Below are 13,947 nucleotides of genomic sequence, written 5' to 3'. Positions count from 1 at the left end.
CAGCACCGCCGTCGTGCTCCGCTTTCAGGCTTGCTGCTGCCGGACAGGGTTGCGGATTCCGACGGCCGAGGCGGCCGCCCCGAGCAACAGCAGCGCCGCCGTGGCAATCAGGGCCCGGTGCAGGCCCTCTGTCGTCAGGACCGGGCCGATGATGAACCCGGCAAAGGCGATGCACACGAGACCGGCAATCCTCGAGACGGCGTTGTTGACGGCCGAACCGACGCCGGCTTGGTCCTGCGGAACGGCACCGAGGATCGCCGTGGTGAGAGGCGCAACGGTCATTGCCAGGCCCAGACCGAAAACCAGCTGCCCGGGCAGCACCTGGGTCCAGTAGCTCAGTGGCGTGCCCACCGTCAGGGTGAGCAGGAAGCCCACTGCACACAGTGCCGGCCCGCATGCCATGAACCAGCGGGGACCGTGTTTGCCTGCCAAGCGGCCAAAAAATGACGCCGATACCATGAGGATCACGGTGGACGGCAAGAGCGCAAAGCCCGCCGTGGTCGCCTTCATGCCGCCGATCTGCTGGATGTAGATGCCCAACGCAAAGAAGCCGAGGGAGAATCCGCCGTAGATGGCTGCAGTGGCAACGTTGCCCCAGCCGAAGTTCCGGACGGTGAACATTCCCAGCGGCAGGATTGGTGAGGCCATCCGGGATTCGTGAACAAGAAACAGAATCAGGCACACGATGCCCGCGGCGAGGGGAAGCCAGACCTGCGGGCTGGCCCAGCCCGCCGTCCCCTGCTCGATCAGGGCATAGACCGGCCCGCCCAGTGCCCCGACTGCCAGCAGCGCTCCCGTAACGTCGATGCTGCTCGCCGGATCGGGCGCAGCGTCCGAGCTCCGCAGCTTCGCCAGCACCGGCCAGATGGCGGCAGCAGGGAGGACGTTGATGAAAAAGATGACGCGCCACGAGAGGAGATCCACGGACACTCCCCCGATCAGCGGGGCGACAATGGCGGCGGCGCTGGTCCAGGCAGACCACTTGCCGATCGCCGCACCCTGCGCGCTGTCGGAAAAGTGGCTGACGATCAGGGCCAGGGAGCTGGGAACCAGCAGCGCACCGGCGACTCCCTGCAGGCCGCGGCTTATCACCAGGACCTCCGCGGTCCACGCCGCACCGCAGAGAACTGACGTTGCGGCGAACCCGGCCAGACCCCATTGCAGCACCCTGGCGCGGCCGAAGTGATCCGAGAGTGAGCCGGCGGCGAGGATCAGGGCACCCAGCGTCAGGAGGTACGCGTCCACTACCCACTGCTGGATGGGCAGCCCGCCGCCGAGTTCCCGGCCTATTGCGGGGAGTGCAATGCTGACCACAAAGCTGTCCAGGATGGCCATGAACGACGCCACGATGGCCACCATGAGGACCTGGCGCTGCAGTCGGGTAGGAACAGCGCGGGAGGCTGCATCGGTCATGCTTTACCGTATCGTGGAGTGTGATGATTAGCAGACGCGATGCGGCAATTGCCCTTGATGTACCTATGGAAATGGCCCAGCGCCACGGCATTCCCAGCCGGCTGACGGAAGCCGAGCTGGGTGAAATCCTGGACAATCCCCCACAGTGGCTACTCCAGTCGCGGGCCAACCGCACGGGAAAGCGCCCGGTGTGGGTTCATCTGCGCTGCGACGTCTGTGGCTACGAGGAGGCCGCGAGGCCCAAAAAATGGTGGCCGGAGTTTACCTACGTCAGCTGCAGCCACCACAGCCCGGCTGACATTCCGGCACCGGCTGCGGGGTTCGTCAGAAGCGAATTCGACGGCGTGGGCAGCCGCTTCGTGGGCATCTCGGACGTTTCCGTCTGAGCCGCAGGTGCCTTCGCCGGGCAGTTACATTCGGCGCGAAACAGGCGTAATTTACGTAGGGAGGGGCACTCTCCTGCTCCTCGGACGAGGGAGCACGCCATGCCGGACAAGTCGCCGCACACGCATCAGCTGAAAAAAGCGGGCAAGACCATCAAACAAAAACGCGCGGACAAGAAAGCGAAGGGGCCCCTTGAGGGAGCCCCGGATCCCGTCGCGCATCTGAAGAAACGTTCATAGCCGCACGTAAATGCAATGAAGAGCGGGGCCGGTTCCGGCCCCGCTCTTCATGTTTGGCGGTCCCGCTCCCTTGAGCGGTCCTGGTGCCGTCCTAGCCGGGTTCCGCCATTTCCGCCGGGACGGCCACAATCTCCAGCTCGTGCCCGTCCCGCAGGACCACGATGACCATGGGTTCGCCGATGGCGTCGGCGAAGAGCAGCTTTTGCAGGCTCTCGGCGTTGCTCACCGGTCGCGATGCCGCCCTCAGCAGCACGTCGCCCACCTTCAGGCCGGCGTGCTCGGCAGGGGAACCCGAGAGCACTTCAACCACGCGCAGGCCGTCGCGCTGGCCGGTGCGGATCACCGCGCTGGGGCCGAGCCTGATGGGTGTGCTGATCACGCCCAGGTAAGCGCGGCGTACCCGCCCGTCAGCCAAAAGCGCGGCGATGATCCGTCGGGTGGTTTTATTGATCGGCACCGCCAGGCCCAGCCCCGCGCCGGCCACGGCGGTGTTGATCCCCACGATCCTGCTGCGGGCATCCGCCAGGGCACCGCCTGAACTGCCGGCGTTCAGGGCGGCGTCCGTCTGGATGACATCCTCGATGACCCTGCGGTTGCGCCCGGCCCAGACGGGGATGGCCCTACCCAAACCGCTGACCACGCCCGCCGTCACAGAACCTGCGAGGCCGAGCGGGTTGCCGACCGCGATGACCAGCTGACCCACACGGAGGGATTCGGCATCGCCGAATTCCGCGGGCGCCACGTGCGGCGCCCGGCCGCGGACCACGGCGAGGTCTGAAAGGGGATCCGCCCCCACCATTTCAAGGTCAGTCGCGGAGCCGTCCGCGAACACGGCACGGCCCTTCTGCGTTCCGGCGACCACATGGGCGTTGGTCAACAGGTAACCGTCTTCCGTAAACAGCACGGCGGAGCCGGCTCCCACCCGGAACCGTCCGTTGCGCCCGTTGCCTGTCATTTCGATCGCGGCGACGTGCGGCGTGACCGTACTGGCCACCCGGATCACCGTCTCGGAGTAGGAATCGAGGGGCCCGTCGTCTCTGTCAGGACCCGGTGAAGTTGCAGGCGCCGTGGACATGGCGCGCCTCCCTTGGCCGTTTCGTGCTTGGCGAAAATTGATTGGTATCTGGAACAACCCCTGCTGCGGCCCGGCTAGTCCCCGGCGGCCTACGCCGTCGGTGAACACCGGCGTAGGTCACATCGCCGCCCGAAGACAGCGCTTAAACGCGTACAGCCCGGACGCGGGTCCGGGCTGTACGTGTTCGGCTTTTATACCGTGGAGATGGGGGGAATTGAACCCCCGTCCGATGTCGTGTTGTCAGGGCTTCTCCGGGCGCAGTTTGCGTCGGATTTTCTCGGCCCCAGCCGTCCTGCAAACAGGCGGCTGATCCGGGCCCAGTCATCTAAGAGTCCCGTTTACCCCGATGACGGGGGCAAACAGCAGTGGCTATCTAAATGACGCCAGGATCCGGGGCGATAGCAGCCTCGGGCTGACGGACTGTCTTACTGCTTAGGCAGCAAGAGCGAAGTCAGTGCGCTTAGATTCGGCACTTATTGGTTTGCAGACAGCGTTTACGAGATAATTCTGCATCCTCGGCCCGCTTCACCTGTCGCGACTAACATCGTCGAAACCGATCATCCCCGTATTTTGTTACCAAACCGGCGGGAACCACAAGTTCCTGCCGGACTATTCATCATAACGCATCCGTCGGGCGAAAAATTCCTAGCCGCGGTTGCGTTCCCGCATCACGCGGAGCGCCTCGCGCTTGTCCTGCTGTTCCCTCAGGGTCTGGCGCTTGTCATATTCCTTCTTGCCTCGGGCGATCCCGATCTCCACTTTGGCACGGCCGTCCAGGAAGTACAGCTGGAGCGGCACGATCGTAAAACCGGACTCCCTGACCTTGTGCGAGATCTTGATCAGCTCCTCGCGGTGCAGCAGCAGTTTGCGGCGCCGGCGGGCGGCGTGGTTGGTCCAGCTCCCCTGGTTGTACTCGGGGATATGGATACCCTCCATCCACAGCTCGTCGTTGTAGAACGTGCAGAAGCCGTCAACCATGGAGGCGTGGCCCTCCCGGAGGGACTTTACCTCGGTGCCCATCAGGGCGATGCCGGCCTCGTAGGTGTCCAGGACATGGTAGTCATGCCGGGCCTTCCGGTTGGTGGCCACTACCTTACGGCCACTTTCTTTCGGCACGGTAGAACTCCTCAGATCTTTGAAAGTTGGGTGCTTCGGCTGTCGCGGAGCAAAGTCATTCCAGTGTACGGCAGTCGTTCGGCCGGTTGCGGCGGGGTCAGGGCATCACAGCAGGCGCATGGGGTCGACTGCTTCGCCGTTCAGCCACGTCTCAAAGTGCGAGTGGCAGCCGGTGGAGTTACCGGTGGTACCCGAGTACGCGATCAGCTGCCCCTGGCTGACCTGTTGCCCCACGGAAACCACGACGCTCGTGTTGTGGTAGAAAATCGTTGTCAGCGAATTGCCCTGGACCACGCCGTGGGAGATCTTGACGTTGTTGCCGCCGCCGTCGTCGGCCCAGCCGGCCGAGATCACGGTGCCGGCGGCGGGCGCATAGACGGGCGTGCCGCAGGCGGCACCGAAGTCGATGCCGGTGTGCATGTAGCCGCCGGCGCCGTAGAAGTCGATCGTGCCCGGCGGCGTTGCCCGCCAGCCAAAACCGGAGGTGATCGGGACGCCGGCGTCGAACGGGTGGCGGAGACCGAAGGCCGACGGCGGACCCGCCGCCGGCGGCACGTACGGCTGCACGATCCGGGCCCGGGCAGCGGCTTCCTCGTCACCGCGGGCGCGGGCAGCAGCCTCGGCCTGGGCGCGCGCCGCCGCTGCGGCGGCCTCGGCGATGCGCCGCTGTTCCGCCAGCCAGGCTTCGCGCAGCTTCCGGTCCCGTTCAACGATCTCGGCAGCAACTTTGTCCTGGCGCGCTTTGACTGCGGCAAGTTTGCTCTGGATGCCGGGTTTGGCAGCTTCGAGCTGCTTGTTCAGGCGTGCGGTGTCCGCGATGAGCTTGTCCACCCTGGCCTTCTTGGCAGCTGCCTCGTCGCGGGCGGCTTTTTCCTTCTCCAGGGCGGCGTCGGCCTTGGCCTTCAGGTCCTGGATCTCCGCCTCAACAGCTTCCAGCCGGGCCTGCGAATTCACGTTGGTCGCATTTTGCTGGCTCAGCTTGTCCATGGCGGAGTTCTGGCTGCGCATGGCCTGGTCTGCAAGGTCGATGGTGTCGGTGAGGCTGCCGGTGTTGTTCGAGCCGAAGAAAAGCGTCAGGTTCGAAGGCACACCGCCGGACTTGTACGCCTGGGTGGCGATCTGGCCGATCAGCTTCTTGGTGCTGGCAATTTTCTGTTTGTCGGAATCAAGCTGCTGGGTGATCTTCGCCTTGTTTTGCTGGGCCAGATCCACGCGGGCAGCAAGGGCTTCCACCTCTTTCACCGCACTCGCCACCCGGCCCTGGGCCTCGAGCAGCGCCTGCTGGGCGCCGGGGAGCTGGCCACGGAAAATGACCAGGTCTCCCGCTGCTTTGGAGATCTTCGCATCAACGAACTCCAGGGACTGCTGGACGCGGGCCGCTTCGTCCTTGAGCGCGGCCTGCTGGTCTTCCAGGTCGCCGGCAAATGCGGGGGCCGACGATCCGAGCCCGGCGGCCAGCACCACCGCGAGTGCGGCGCTGATGATCCTGCGTTGGCGTCCCGAAGGGACGCTCGGCAGCTGCCGGCCGGGCTTTGCAATCATGGGCGTTCCTTCGATATGCATGGCCTATACCCTCAAGTATCGGCGGAGGGTCAACAGAGATGAAGTACCGGCCAGAACTACGCCCAGGCCGATGAGCGCCGGCGCCAGCAGCAGGGTCTGCGCTGGGGAGATAAATGCAGTGTCCGGGTACTGCTTGGACATGTATTCGCCGAGGAAGAAGTGCGCCACCGCCCAGAGGGTGCCTGACGCCAGCGCTGCACCGATCACGGCGGCGATGACGCCCTCCAGGATGAACGGCAGCTGGATCACCGTCTTTGACGCGCCCACGAGTCTCATGATCCCGGTCTCGCGGCGCCGGCTGAAGGCTGACAGCCTGATGGTGGTGGCAATGAGCAAAATCGCGCACACCGTCATGACGCCGGCGATGCTCACAGCCACCAGGGATGCTGCGTTCATGACAGAAAACAACCGCTCCAGGACCTGCCGCTGGTCAATGACCGTTTCCACCCCGGGCTGCGAGGAGAAGGTTTCACTGATGATCTGGTACTTTTCCGGATCCTTCATGTTGATCCGGAAGGACGCAGGAAGCTGGTCCGGGGTGACGGAGTCCACGATGGGAGAGTTCGAGAACTGCTCCTTGAAATGCTTGTAGGCGTCGTCCTTGGACTCGAACTGGAAGTCGTTGATGTACTGGGAAACGGCCGGTGACTCAAGGAGCGTCCGCAAGTTGTCCTGCTGCTCAGGCGTCGCTGAACCCGAAGCGCAACCGGCCGCCGTCGAACCTTCACCGCAGAGGAAGACCGCTACCTGGACTTTGTCGTACCAGTAGCCCTTCATCTGGTTGATCTGCAGCTGGAGCATGCCGGCGGCGCCGACGAACGTGAGTGACACGAAGGTAACCAGGATGACCGAAACCACCATGGACATGTTCCGGCGCAGGCCGCTGCCGATTTCCCCGAGGATGAACTGGAGCCTCACAGCCGGCCCTCCCCTGAACGGTTGGATGTATGCCTTTCCGGCGACACGTTGCGTGGGTCGTCCGGCGCGGGGAATCCCCCGCCGGCCTCCTCCCGGCCACTGGCATCGCGGAGCCTGCGGGACTGGCCGACGATCGGAATCATCGACGTGTACAGCGCGCGGGCTTCGTCGCGGATGACCACGCCGTTCTTCAGCTCTACGACGCGCTTGCGCATTTCATTCACGATGTCGTCGTCGTGCGTGGCCATGACCACGGTGGTGCCGTTCTGGTTGATCTTGTCCAGAACGCCCATGATCCCCATGGACGTGGTGGGATCGAGGTTGCCGGTGGGCTCGTCGGCCAGCAGGATGCCGGGACGGTTCACCACGGCGCGGGCGATTGCCACGCGCTGCTGCTCTCCGCCGGAGAGCTCGTGCGGCATGCGCTTCTCTTTCCCCTCCAGCCCCACGGTCTTGAGTACTTCGGGGACGGTGTCCCGGATGACGCTGCGGCTTTTGCCGATGACCTGCATGGCGAAGGCGACGTTCGCGAACACGTTCTTTTGCGGGAGCAGGCGGAAGTCCTGGAACACGACGCCGATTCCGCGGCGCAGCCTCGGAACGCGCCAGCTTGAGATGTTGGCGACGTTTTGCCCTGCGACATAGACGGTGCCGGACGTGGCGCGGTCTTCCTTGAGCACCAGGCGCAGGAACGTCGACTTGCCGGATCCGGATGCGCCGACAAGGAAGGCAAATTCACCACGGTCGATTTCAAGGGTGACAGAGTCCAGCGCGGGCCGGGTTGTCTGGTCGTAGACCTTGGTGACATTTTCGAATCGGATCATGACCCTATGTACCCTGCAGGACACGGCCCTGTGGGCCTGGTCTGCAACCGGTGCGGGGGCTTTCTCTTGGGGGAAGGAGAGCTCCGGCTTCTCGACTATACCTACGGGGGCAGGAACTCCCGGGTGAGTCAGAGGGGCGTGTCGCAGTATAGGTCGCAGTATAGAAACCGGAGGCCGGGCGGCTGGTGGGCGGCCTCCCGTCCGTCGCGCAGCCACGCCCGCGTTGCCGGCCGGCCGGCTCGCCTACTTGTCGGCGTTGCGGTTGTCGGTGCGCCAACGGATGCCGGCCTCGATGAAGTCGTCGATTGCGCCGTCGAACACTGCTGACGTGTTGCCCACTTCGTGTTCGGTCCGGAGGTCCTTGACCATCTGGTACGGGTTCAGGACATAGGAGCGCATCTGGTCGCCCCAGGATGCTTTGACGTCACCGGCGAACGCCTTCTTCTCGGCGTCCTCCTGTTCTTTCTTCAGCAAAAGGAGGCGGGACTGGAGCACGCGCAATGCAGCGGCGCGGTTCTGCAGCTGTGACTTTTCATTCTGCATCGACACCACAGTGCCGGTGGGGATATGTGTCAGCCGGACGGCAGAGTCGGTCGTGTTGACCGACTGGCCGCCGGGGCCGGAGGACCTGAAGACGTCCACCCGGATCTCATTGTCCGGGATGTCGATGGAGTCGGTCTGCTCGATGAGCGGAATGACTTCCACCGCCGCGAAGGACGTCTGGCGGCGGCCCTGGTTGTCAAAGGGGCTGATCCGGACCAGCCGGTGTGTGCCGGCCTCGACGCTCAGCGTGCCGAAAGCGTACGGTGCATTGACCTCGAAGGTGGCGGACTTAAGCCCGGCTTCCTCTGCATAGGAAGTGTCCATGACGGTAGTGGGGTATCCATGCCGCTCGGCCCAGCGCAGGTACATCCGGAGGAGCATTTCCGCGAAGTCGGCAGCATCGACGCCGCCGGCACCCGAGCGAATGGTTACCACGGCCTCGCGCTCGTCGTATTCGCCTGCGAGGAGGGTGACGACCTCAAGCTCCTTGAGGGACTTCCTGATCGACTCGAGCTCCGCGGCGGCCTCGCCCATCGAATCGGCGTCGTCCTCGTCCTGGCCCAGCTCCACGAGGACCTCAAGGTCGTCGATGCGGGAGACCAGCGTGTTCAGCCGCTCAAGTTCTGACTGGCGGTGCGACAGCCGTGAGGTGATCACCTGAGCGGCTGCGGGGTCATCCCACAGATTCGGTTCGCCGGCGCGCTCGCTCAGTTCTGCGATGTCTTCCTTCAGCGCCTCCACGTTGGTGACGTTCTCAATGGAGGTGTAGGTGGCGCGCAAGGCGCGGATCTCTGCAGAAAAATCTATTTGAGCCATGGTGGTTTAAGCCTACGCTATCCGCCTCCTTCGGCCGGACGGTGGGATGGGCGGTAGGTGCGCGCACGTCAGCGAGTGAGCCTGGACCGCGCGGTGGAGGCCGCTTCAATCCGTATGCCGTCCGGCACGAGGAAGTTGGCCACCGGAGGATGCACCGCCGCGCTGAGAACCACGACGGCGGTGGCACCGTCAGGCGTGCCGGTCGCCGGAGCGACGGCCAGCCCGTCAAAGCGCCCGAACGCACCGTTCCGGCTGAGGTAGTCAGAGGCGACGTTCCTGATGCGGTCCCCACTCAGCACGGCCGAAGGAGTGCCCCCGGCCGATTCCACCTGGCCCAGGGTGTAGCTGCCCGCGGCGGCAACGGACGCACCGTCCGCCAGGGACAGGAGCTTCTTGTGCTCGATGTAGAGGCTGGACGCGGCCATCACCACGGTGCTGACCAGGAGTGCCAACATGACGAATCCAATGATGAGCACGGTCATCTGCCCGTCTTCGGGCCCGGCGGCTACGCTGCCCTCAGCGGCGGCGGACGGTCGGCGCAGTACGGGGACACTCAACGGAACCTGCCCACAACTTGGGTCGCCGAGGCGTTCAGCTGGCTGGCGTTGAGGTGGAATGCTTCGCTGAAGGGGACAAAAGGCAGAGGCACGCTGAGATGGACCGTCACGGTGACCGCAGATCCCGCGGCCATGCAGTCCCCACGATCACAGCTCACTTCCACGCGGGCGTTTTCGGCGGGATGGCCGTAGTCCGCGATGGCCAGGACGGCTGCCTGCTCTGCTGCTGCCCGACCGGCCGGTTCGTCGGGTTGGGCCACGAAAACCTTAGCCGCCTGGTCTGCCGCGCCGACCACCGCGAATGAGCCGCCCTGGATCTGTGCCACGGTGATGATGAAGTACACCACCGGCACCATGAGGAGCAGGCCCAGGAACGTGAACTCGACGACAGCACTCCCCCGGTCCTCCAAGTCGGGCCCGCAGGACGGCTGCCGCGTTGCAGTGCCAGGCCCTGCATCCAGGACGGATTGCGCCCGCAGATGCGGGTCGGCGCCGTTCCCGCTTTGTTCCGGGACCCGGCGGTCAAGGCACAGCGCTTCGCGGAGGCGGCGCACGATTGGCCTTGTTAGGGGGCCAGTTAGAGTACCAGGCCGTGACCGGCGCCCGGACGGCGGCGACAATTCCCGCCTGGACCGTTCGGCTGCGGATGGCCGCTCAGTTGTTGATGGCCGCATGGCCCCTGACCTCCAGCAGGTCCCGCGGGCCGATCAGACCGATCACCGGCATCGGCGCCCGTACCGTTACTTCCAGTGTGCGCACGCCCTGAAACGTGACTTCACTTGTCTGTATGTCCTGGGCGAAGTCGGCGTTAAGCGCAGTCCCGATGAGTTCGCCCGTGCGTTGCCGTGCATCAATGGCGCTGCGGTCCGCCAAGGTCCCGTACCGCGCGCCCGAAGCCGCGGCGTCGATCAACGTATTACGGACATGCAGCACCAGTGCGAGCTGAATGATGGCCAGAAAGAACATCGTGAGCAGCCCGCCCACCAGGACGAAGTCGACGACAGCAGAACCACGCTCGCGCTCGGAGCCGTCCGCGGCACCCAGGATCACGAGCTATTTTCCGACCGTGTCCATGGCCTGGTTGAACATTGCTTCAAGTGCCGGTCCGGCGAGCGCAAGCAGCGCAGCCACGAGCACCGCCGACATGAGGGTAATCATGACCCAGCCTGGAACGTCGCCCCGCTCCGCGTGATCGCTGTGGACCGTTTGGTCGCCGGGAGTCGGGAGCCTCGAGGCCGTCGGTCTCCTGACGCGAGCCATCAGCGCGCCGAAAAGTGCGATTCCGTGCTTGGCTATGAATGTCATTTACTTCCCGTTTCTTTGCGATAGCGGTTGCTGGTTAGAGGAATTCGGTCTTCTGCAGGGAGGTCGGGTAGGGGCGGCATCAAAGGCTCAGGCTCAGCGCAGCGAGGCCGGGGAACACGGCGAAGACAACCGTGAGCGGCAACACTCCAAAGACCAGGGGAACCATCATGGCGATTTCTTTCTTTCCGGCGGACTCCATCAATTCGCGCTTGGCGGTGTCCCTGACGTCCTGCGCCTGGGCCCGCAGGACGTCAGCCAGGGGCGTGCCCCTCTCCACCGCGACGAGGATGCCGTCGACAAAGCGGATCAGCGGTCCGAGGTCCGTCCGGGCGGAGAACTCTTGAAGCGCTTCCACCAAAGGCTTGCCGGCACGCGTTTCTGCAAGCACTTTTTCGAACTCCTTGGACAGCTCTCCGCGGGCGCTTCTGCAGACCCGGTCCAGAGCACCGGTGGCACTTTCCCCCGCGCCCACAGCGAGCGCCATCAGCTCGGCAAGGCTCGGAAATTCAGCCATCATCCTGGTTTCCCGTTTTTTGATCTGGACTCCCAGCCAATAGTCACGGAAGAGGATTCCGCCCAGCGCGCTTCCGGCCGAAGCCACGACGGCCAGCACCGGACTAAATCTGCCGGCCGCGGCGCCCAAGGCGATGATGCCGACAGCCGCCACGAACCCGGACACAGCCCAGAGCAGTTGTTCGGCACGGAAATGAACAGGCGATTTGCTGATCCCGGCCTGCGCCAGTTTCCGGGCAAGCGCGGAGGTTCCAAGGTTGAACCTGGCCAGCTTCGCCATCCCATCCCTGATAATGGGACGCACAATACGTTCGAGCGGTCCGAAGGGCGTGAGGTTGTGGTCGGCAGCCCTCAGCAGGCGGGACTCCATGTTCTGGGATTTGAGCTGCGGTTCGATGCGTTCGACAAAGGTGGTGGGCCGCATGAACGGGAGCCGGACTAGCAGGAGCCACAGTCCGGCGCCAAGAACTATGCCGCACACGACAGCGGCGGCCGGGACGGTCGTCATCGCAGAACCCTCTCTTCCTCGGGCAGAGCACCGATCCGCAGCATGATGGAGTAGCAGACCAAGGAGACCACCAGCCCGCCGAGCAGGACCCCGGCCCCCATGGGGGTGTTGTAGGCGGCAACCGCTTCCGGGCGGCTCGCCAGCAACACCATCACGATCCATGGGGCGGCTACTGCGAGCCGGGCCGCGTTGACGGTCCAGGACTGCCGGGCTTCCAGTTCACTCCGGGTCCTGGCACTTTCGCGGAGGAACTCAGCCAGGGTCCCGAGCAGCTTGCCGAGATCCGAGCCTCCGACTTCCCTCGTGAGCCTGAGCGCCTCGATGATGCGATCGGCGACCGGATCAGCCAGGCGTTCCTTTAGTTTGTTCAGCGAGGCATCGAACTGGCCGCCCGCCCGATAGTCGGAGCCGAAGTCGCGGAACACGTGGCGGAGTTCCTCCGGCCCTTTCTCCCCCAGCTGAATAAGAGCTTCGGGCAGTGACAGCCCTGCCCTGATGGCGGATCTGAGGTGATCCACCACGTCTGGCCACAACCGCCGCAAAACTGCCGTCCGGCGTCGGGCCCTCCATCTGACCACCACCAGCGGAAGCCAGGCCCCGAACAGACCGAAGCAGAAGGAAATCGGCCACGATTTACTCAGGACGAAGAACACCAGGGTTACGAATAATCCGAGCCCCAGGCAACTGCCGACGAGACCTGCCCCCGTGACCCTTTCAATGCCGGCGGCAAGCAGCAAATCCTGCAGGCGGCTGGTCCGGGGGTCGCGCTTGGCGGCCGCAGGCTGCTCCCAAGCCGACCACCAGATCAGGAACAGTCCCGCCCCGGTCAGCACGCCAAGCAGCGGCGCCGTCAACGGGACTCCAAGAGGGCCGCGACGTCGTAACCTGCCCTCGCGAACTTTTCGGCTGCGGGCATCGAGCTGGCCTTTGGCTGAAGCTGGCCGTCGGTCACGGAGAAAACCATGGACGACTCAATGATGCCGTTCTCGACGCGCCTGCCGAGGGAGAGGATCTCCGTCACCTGCCTGCGACCGTTCGCCTGCCGGCTGCAATGGACCACGAGGTCAATGCACGAAGCCACAGTCGGGACAACAAAGGCGCTAGATATGTTGTCGCCCGCCAGCAACGGAAGCGTGCAGATCTTGGTCACCGCGTCGTGCGCAGAGTTCGCGTGGACCGTGCACATGCCAGGAAGCCCCGAATTCAGGGCAATGAGCATATCGAGGCTTTCTGCTTCCCGGACCTCTCCGACCACCAGTCGGTCCGGCCGCATTCGGAGGGCCTCTTTGACCAGCCGCCGCAGCGGTATTTCGCCCTCGCCCTCGAGGTTGGGCTGGCGGCACTGAAGTCCCACGACGTCGCGCAGCGGAAACTGGAGTTCAAAGATTTCCTCCACCGTGATGACCCGCTCACGGCTGCCGATGCTGGCGGCCAGGCAGTTCAGCATGGTCGTTTTACCCGCCTGGGTGGATCCTGACACGAGAATGTTGAGGCCGCTGGCCACCGCTGCACCAAGAAACCGAGCAGACTGGGGTGTCAGGGTCCCCAGCTCAACCAGGTGCTCAAGGCGGCTCGCCTTGACCACGAACTTACGGATATTGATGGCCCAATGGCGTCTCGTCACGTCCGGGATGACCACGTGGAGCCGAGACCCGTCCGGCAGCGCTGCATCCACAAACGGTGAGGACATGTCCAGGCGCCGCCCAGAACTCTTCAGCATTCGCTCCACGAGGTCCCGAACCTGCTGGTCCGTGAGGCTGAGCGACGTCAGCTCGGACTCGCCGTTCCGGGCCACGTAAATTTCGGTGGGGGCGTTCAGCCAGATTTCCTCGATGTTCGGATCATCCAGAAGAGGCTGCAGGGCACCGAAGCCGGCAACCGCGTCGAAAACGAACCTGCGGGCCAGCTCCAAAGGGCCGAGGGGCGGAAGCGGTCCCATCAGGGCACGCTCGTCGTAATCGCTCACTGCCGCGTCCACCAGCCGCCTGACCTCGCCGGTCTGCCGCAGCGGATCAAGACCACGTCTGCGAATCAGCTCCCGGACTTCGTCCTCGACTATCCGTACAGCATCCATGCGTTCCCCCGAACGACTGCCGCCCCCAGCGGAGACAGTCCAATTGGGTTAAAGCTAAAGGATGGCGACCCCCGAATGAAGTCATATGGGGGAAGTTGT

16 protein-coding genes and 1 other RNA gene are annotated in these 13,947 nt (G+C 64.4%); 2 read left to right on the top strand and 15 right to left on the bottom strand.

Annotated elements, in window-relative coordinates; all coding sequences use genetic code 11:
- Positions 1-24: 24 nt before the first annotated feature.
- Entirely contained in the window at positions 25-1,413 is a 1,389-nt protein-coding gene (locus AC1D14_RS01240) for an MFS transporter (protein WP_476967954.1), read from the bottom strand.
- 23 nt (positions 1,414-1,436) lie between these two features.
- On the opposite strand from AC1D14_RS01240, the gene AC1D14_RS01235 reads away from it, so the two are divergent.
- Positions 1,437-1,799, top strand: coding sequence for a hypothetical protein (locus tag AC1D14_RS01235; protein ID WP_230117053.1), 363 nt, complete (start codon positions 1,437-1,439; stop codon positions 1,797-1,799).
- A 99-nt stretch (positions 1,800-1,898) separates the two neighbouring features.
- On the top strand, positions 1,899-2,036 hold the full coding sequence (locus AC1D14_RS01230) for a hypothetical protein (protein WP_230116955.1): 138 nt from the start codon (positions 1,899-1,901) through the stop codon (positions 2,034-2,036).
- Between the two features lie 91 nt (positions 2,037-2,127).
- On the opposite strand, the gene AC1D14_RS01225 is transcribed toward AC1D14_RS01230, so the two are convergent.
- The 14 genes from AC1D14_RS01225 to AC1D14_RS01160 form a co-directional block, all read right to left on the bottom strand.
- Positions 2,128-3,111: a S1C family serine protease gene (locus tag AC1D14_RS01225; RefSeq protein WP_230116956.1), complete on the bottom strand. Its 984-nt coding sequence runs from the start codon at positions 3,109-3,111 to the stop codon at positions 2,128-2,130.
- 196 nt (positions 3,112-3,307) lie between these two features.
- Positions 3,308-3,676: a transfer-messenger RNA gene (gene ssrA / locus AC1D14_RS01220) on the bottom strand.
- A gap of 80 nt (positions 3,677-3,756) precedes the next feature.
- Positions 3,757-4,227 (bottom strand): SsrA-binding protein SmpB, encoded by a 471-nt coding sequence (smpB, locus tag AC1D14_RS01215; RefSeq protein ID WP_230116957.1) that lies wholly within the window; start codon positions 4,225-4,227, stop codon positions 3,757-3,759.
- A gap of 105 nt (positions 4,228-4,332) precedes the next feature.
- Entirely contained in the window at positions 4,333-5,769 is a 1,437-nt protein-coding gene (locus AC1D14_RS01210; protein WP_230116958.1) for a M23 family metallopeptidase, read from the bottom strand.
- A gap of 24 nt (positions 5,770-5,793) precedes the next feature.
- The gene (gene ftsX / locus AC1D14_RS01205) at positions 5,794-6,708 is read right to left on the bottom strand and encodes a permease-like cell division protein FtsX (protein WP_230116959.1); all 915 of its coding nucleotides are present in this window, start codon (positions 6,706-6,708) and stop codon (positions 5,794-5,796) included.
- Positions 6,705-7,532: a cell division ATP-binding protein FtsE gene (gene ftsE, locus AC1D14_RS01200; protein ID WP_230116960.1), complete on the bottom strand. Its 828-nt coding sequence runs from the start codon at positions 7,530-7,532 to the stop codon at positions 6,705-6,707. The genes ftsX and ftsE overlap by 4 nt, the downstream gene beginning before the upstream one ends.
- A 243-nt stretch (positions 7,533-7,775) precedes the next feature.
- A complete protein-coding gene (gene prfB / locus AC1D14_RS01195; RefSeq protein ID WP_230116961.1) occupies positions 7,776-8,891 on the bottom strand; it encodes a peptide chain release factor 2 in 1,116 nt (371 codons plus the stop codon).
- Positions 8,892-8,959: 68 nt separating this feature from the next.
- Entirely contained in the window at positions 8,960-9,448 is a 489-nt protein-coding gene (locus tag AC1D14_RS01190) for a pilus assembly protein TadG-related protein (RefSeq protein WP_476967953.1), read from the bottom strand.
- Positions 9,445-10,002 carry a hypothetical protein gene (locus AC1D14_RS01185; protein WP_476967952.1) on the bottom strand — a complete coding sequence of 186 codons (558 nt, stop codon included), beginning with the start codon at positions 10,000-10,002 and terminating at the stop codon, positions 9,445-9,447. The genes AC1D14_RS01190 and AC1D14_RS01185 overlap by 4 nt, the downstream gene beginning before the upstream one ends.
- A gap of 100 nt (positions 10,003-10,102) precedes the next feature.
- Entirely contained in the window at positions 10,103-10,498 is a 396-nt protein-coding gene (locus AC1D14_RS01180) for a TadE family protein (RefSeq protein WP_290369698.1), read from the bottom strand.
- Between the two features lie 3 nt (positions 10,499-10,501).
- Positions 10,502-10,708: a hypothetical protein gene (locus tag AC1D14_RS01175; protein ID WP_476967992.1), complete on the bottom strand. Its 207-nt coding sequence runs from the start codon at positions 10,706-10,708 to the stop codon at positions 10,502-10,504.
- A 124-nt stretch (positions 10,709-10,832) separates the two neighbouring features.
- Positions 10,833-11,774: a type II secretion system F family protein gene (locus AC1D14_RS01170; RefSeq protein WP_476967951.1), complete on the bottom strand. Its 942-nt coding sequence runs from the start codon at positions 11,772-11,774 to the stop codon at positions 10,833-10,835.
- Positions 11,771-12,628, bottom strand: a complete 858-nt coding sequence (locus AC1D14_RS01165; RefSeq protein WP_476967950.1) for a type II secretion system F family protein — start codon at positions 12,626-12,628, stop codon at positions 11,771-11,773. The genes AC1D14_RS01170 and AC1D14_RS01165 overlap by 4 nt, the downstream gene beginning before the upstream one ends.
- Positions 12,625-13,848: a CpaF family protein gene (locus AC1D14_RS01160; protein WP_476880789.1), complete on the bottom strand. Its 1,224-nt coding sequence runs from the start codon at positions 13,846-13,848 to the stop codon at positions 12,625-12,627. Before AC1D14_RS01160 ends, AC1D14_RS01165 begins: the two co-directional genes overlap by 4 nt.
- Between the last annotated feature and the right edge of the window lie 99 nt (positions 13,849-13,947).

The sequence above is a fragment of the Arthrobacter sp. P1_B11 genome (assembly GCF_056406715.1).
The sequence above is the reverse complement of the archived record's forward strand: the minus strand, read 5'-3'. Positions and strand labels throughout refer to the sequence as shown.

Coding starts and splice junctions, on each gene's coding strand:
- AC1D14_RS01240 (WP_476967954.1), bottom strand. CDS start 1,413: ATGACCGATGCAGCCTCCCGCGCTGTTCCTACCCGACTGCAGCGCCAG.
- AC1D14_RS01235 (WP_230117053.1), top strand. CDS start 1,437: ATGATTAGCAGACGCGATGCGGCAATTGCCCTTGATGTACCTATGGAA.
- AC1D14_RS01230 (WP_230116955.1), top strand. CDS start 1,899: ATGCCGGACAAGTCGCCGCACACGCATCAGCTGAAAAAAGCGGGCAAG.
- AC1D14_RS01225 (WP_230116956.1), bottom strand. CDS start 3,111: ATGTCCACGGCGCCTGCAACTTCACCGGGTCCTGACAGAGACGACGGG.
- AC1D14_RS01210 (WP_230116958.1), bottom strand. CDS start 5,769: ATGATTGCAAAGCCCGGCCGGCAGCTGCCGAGCGTCCCTTCGGGACGC.
- ftsE (WP_230116960.1), bottom strand. CDS start 7,532: ATGATCCGATTCGAAAATGTCACCAAGGTCTACGACCAGACAACCCGG.
- prfB (WP_230116961.1), bottom strand. CDS start 8,891: ATGGCTCAAATAGATTTTTCTGCAGAGATCCGCGCCTTGCGCGCCACC.
- AC1D14_RS01175 (WP_476967992.1), bottom strand. CDS start 10,708: ATGGCTCGCGTCAGGAGACCGACGGCCTCGAGGCTCCCGACTCCCGGC.
- AC1D14_RS01170 (WP_476967951.1), bottom strand. CDS start 11,774: ATGACGACCGTCCCGGCCGCCGCTGTCGTGTGCGGCATAGTTCTTGGC.
- AC1D14_RS01160 (WP_476880789.1), bottom strand. CDS start 13,848: ATGGATGCTGTACGGATAGTCGAGGACGAAGTCCGGGAGCTGATTCGC.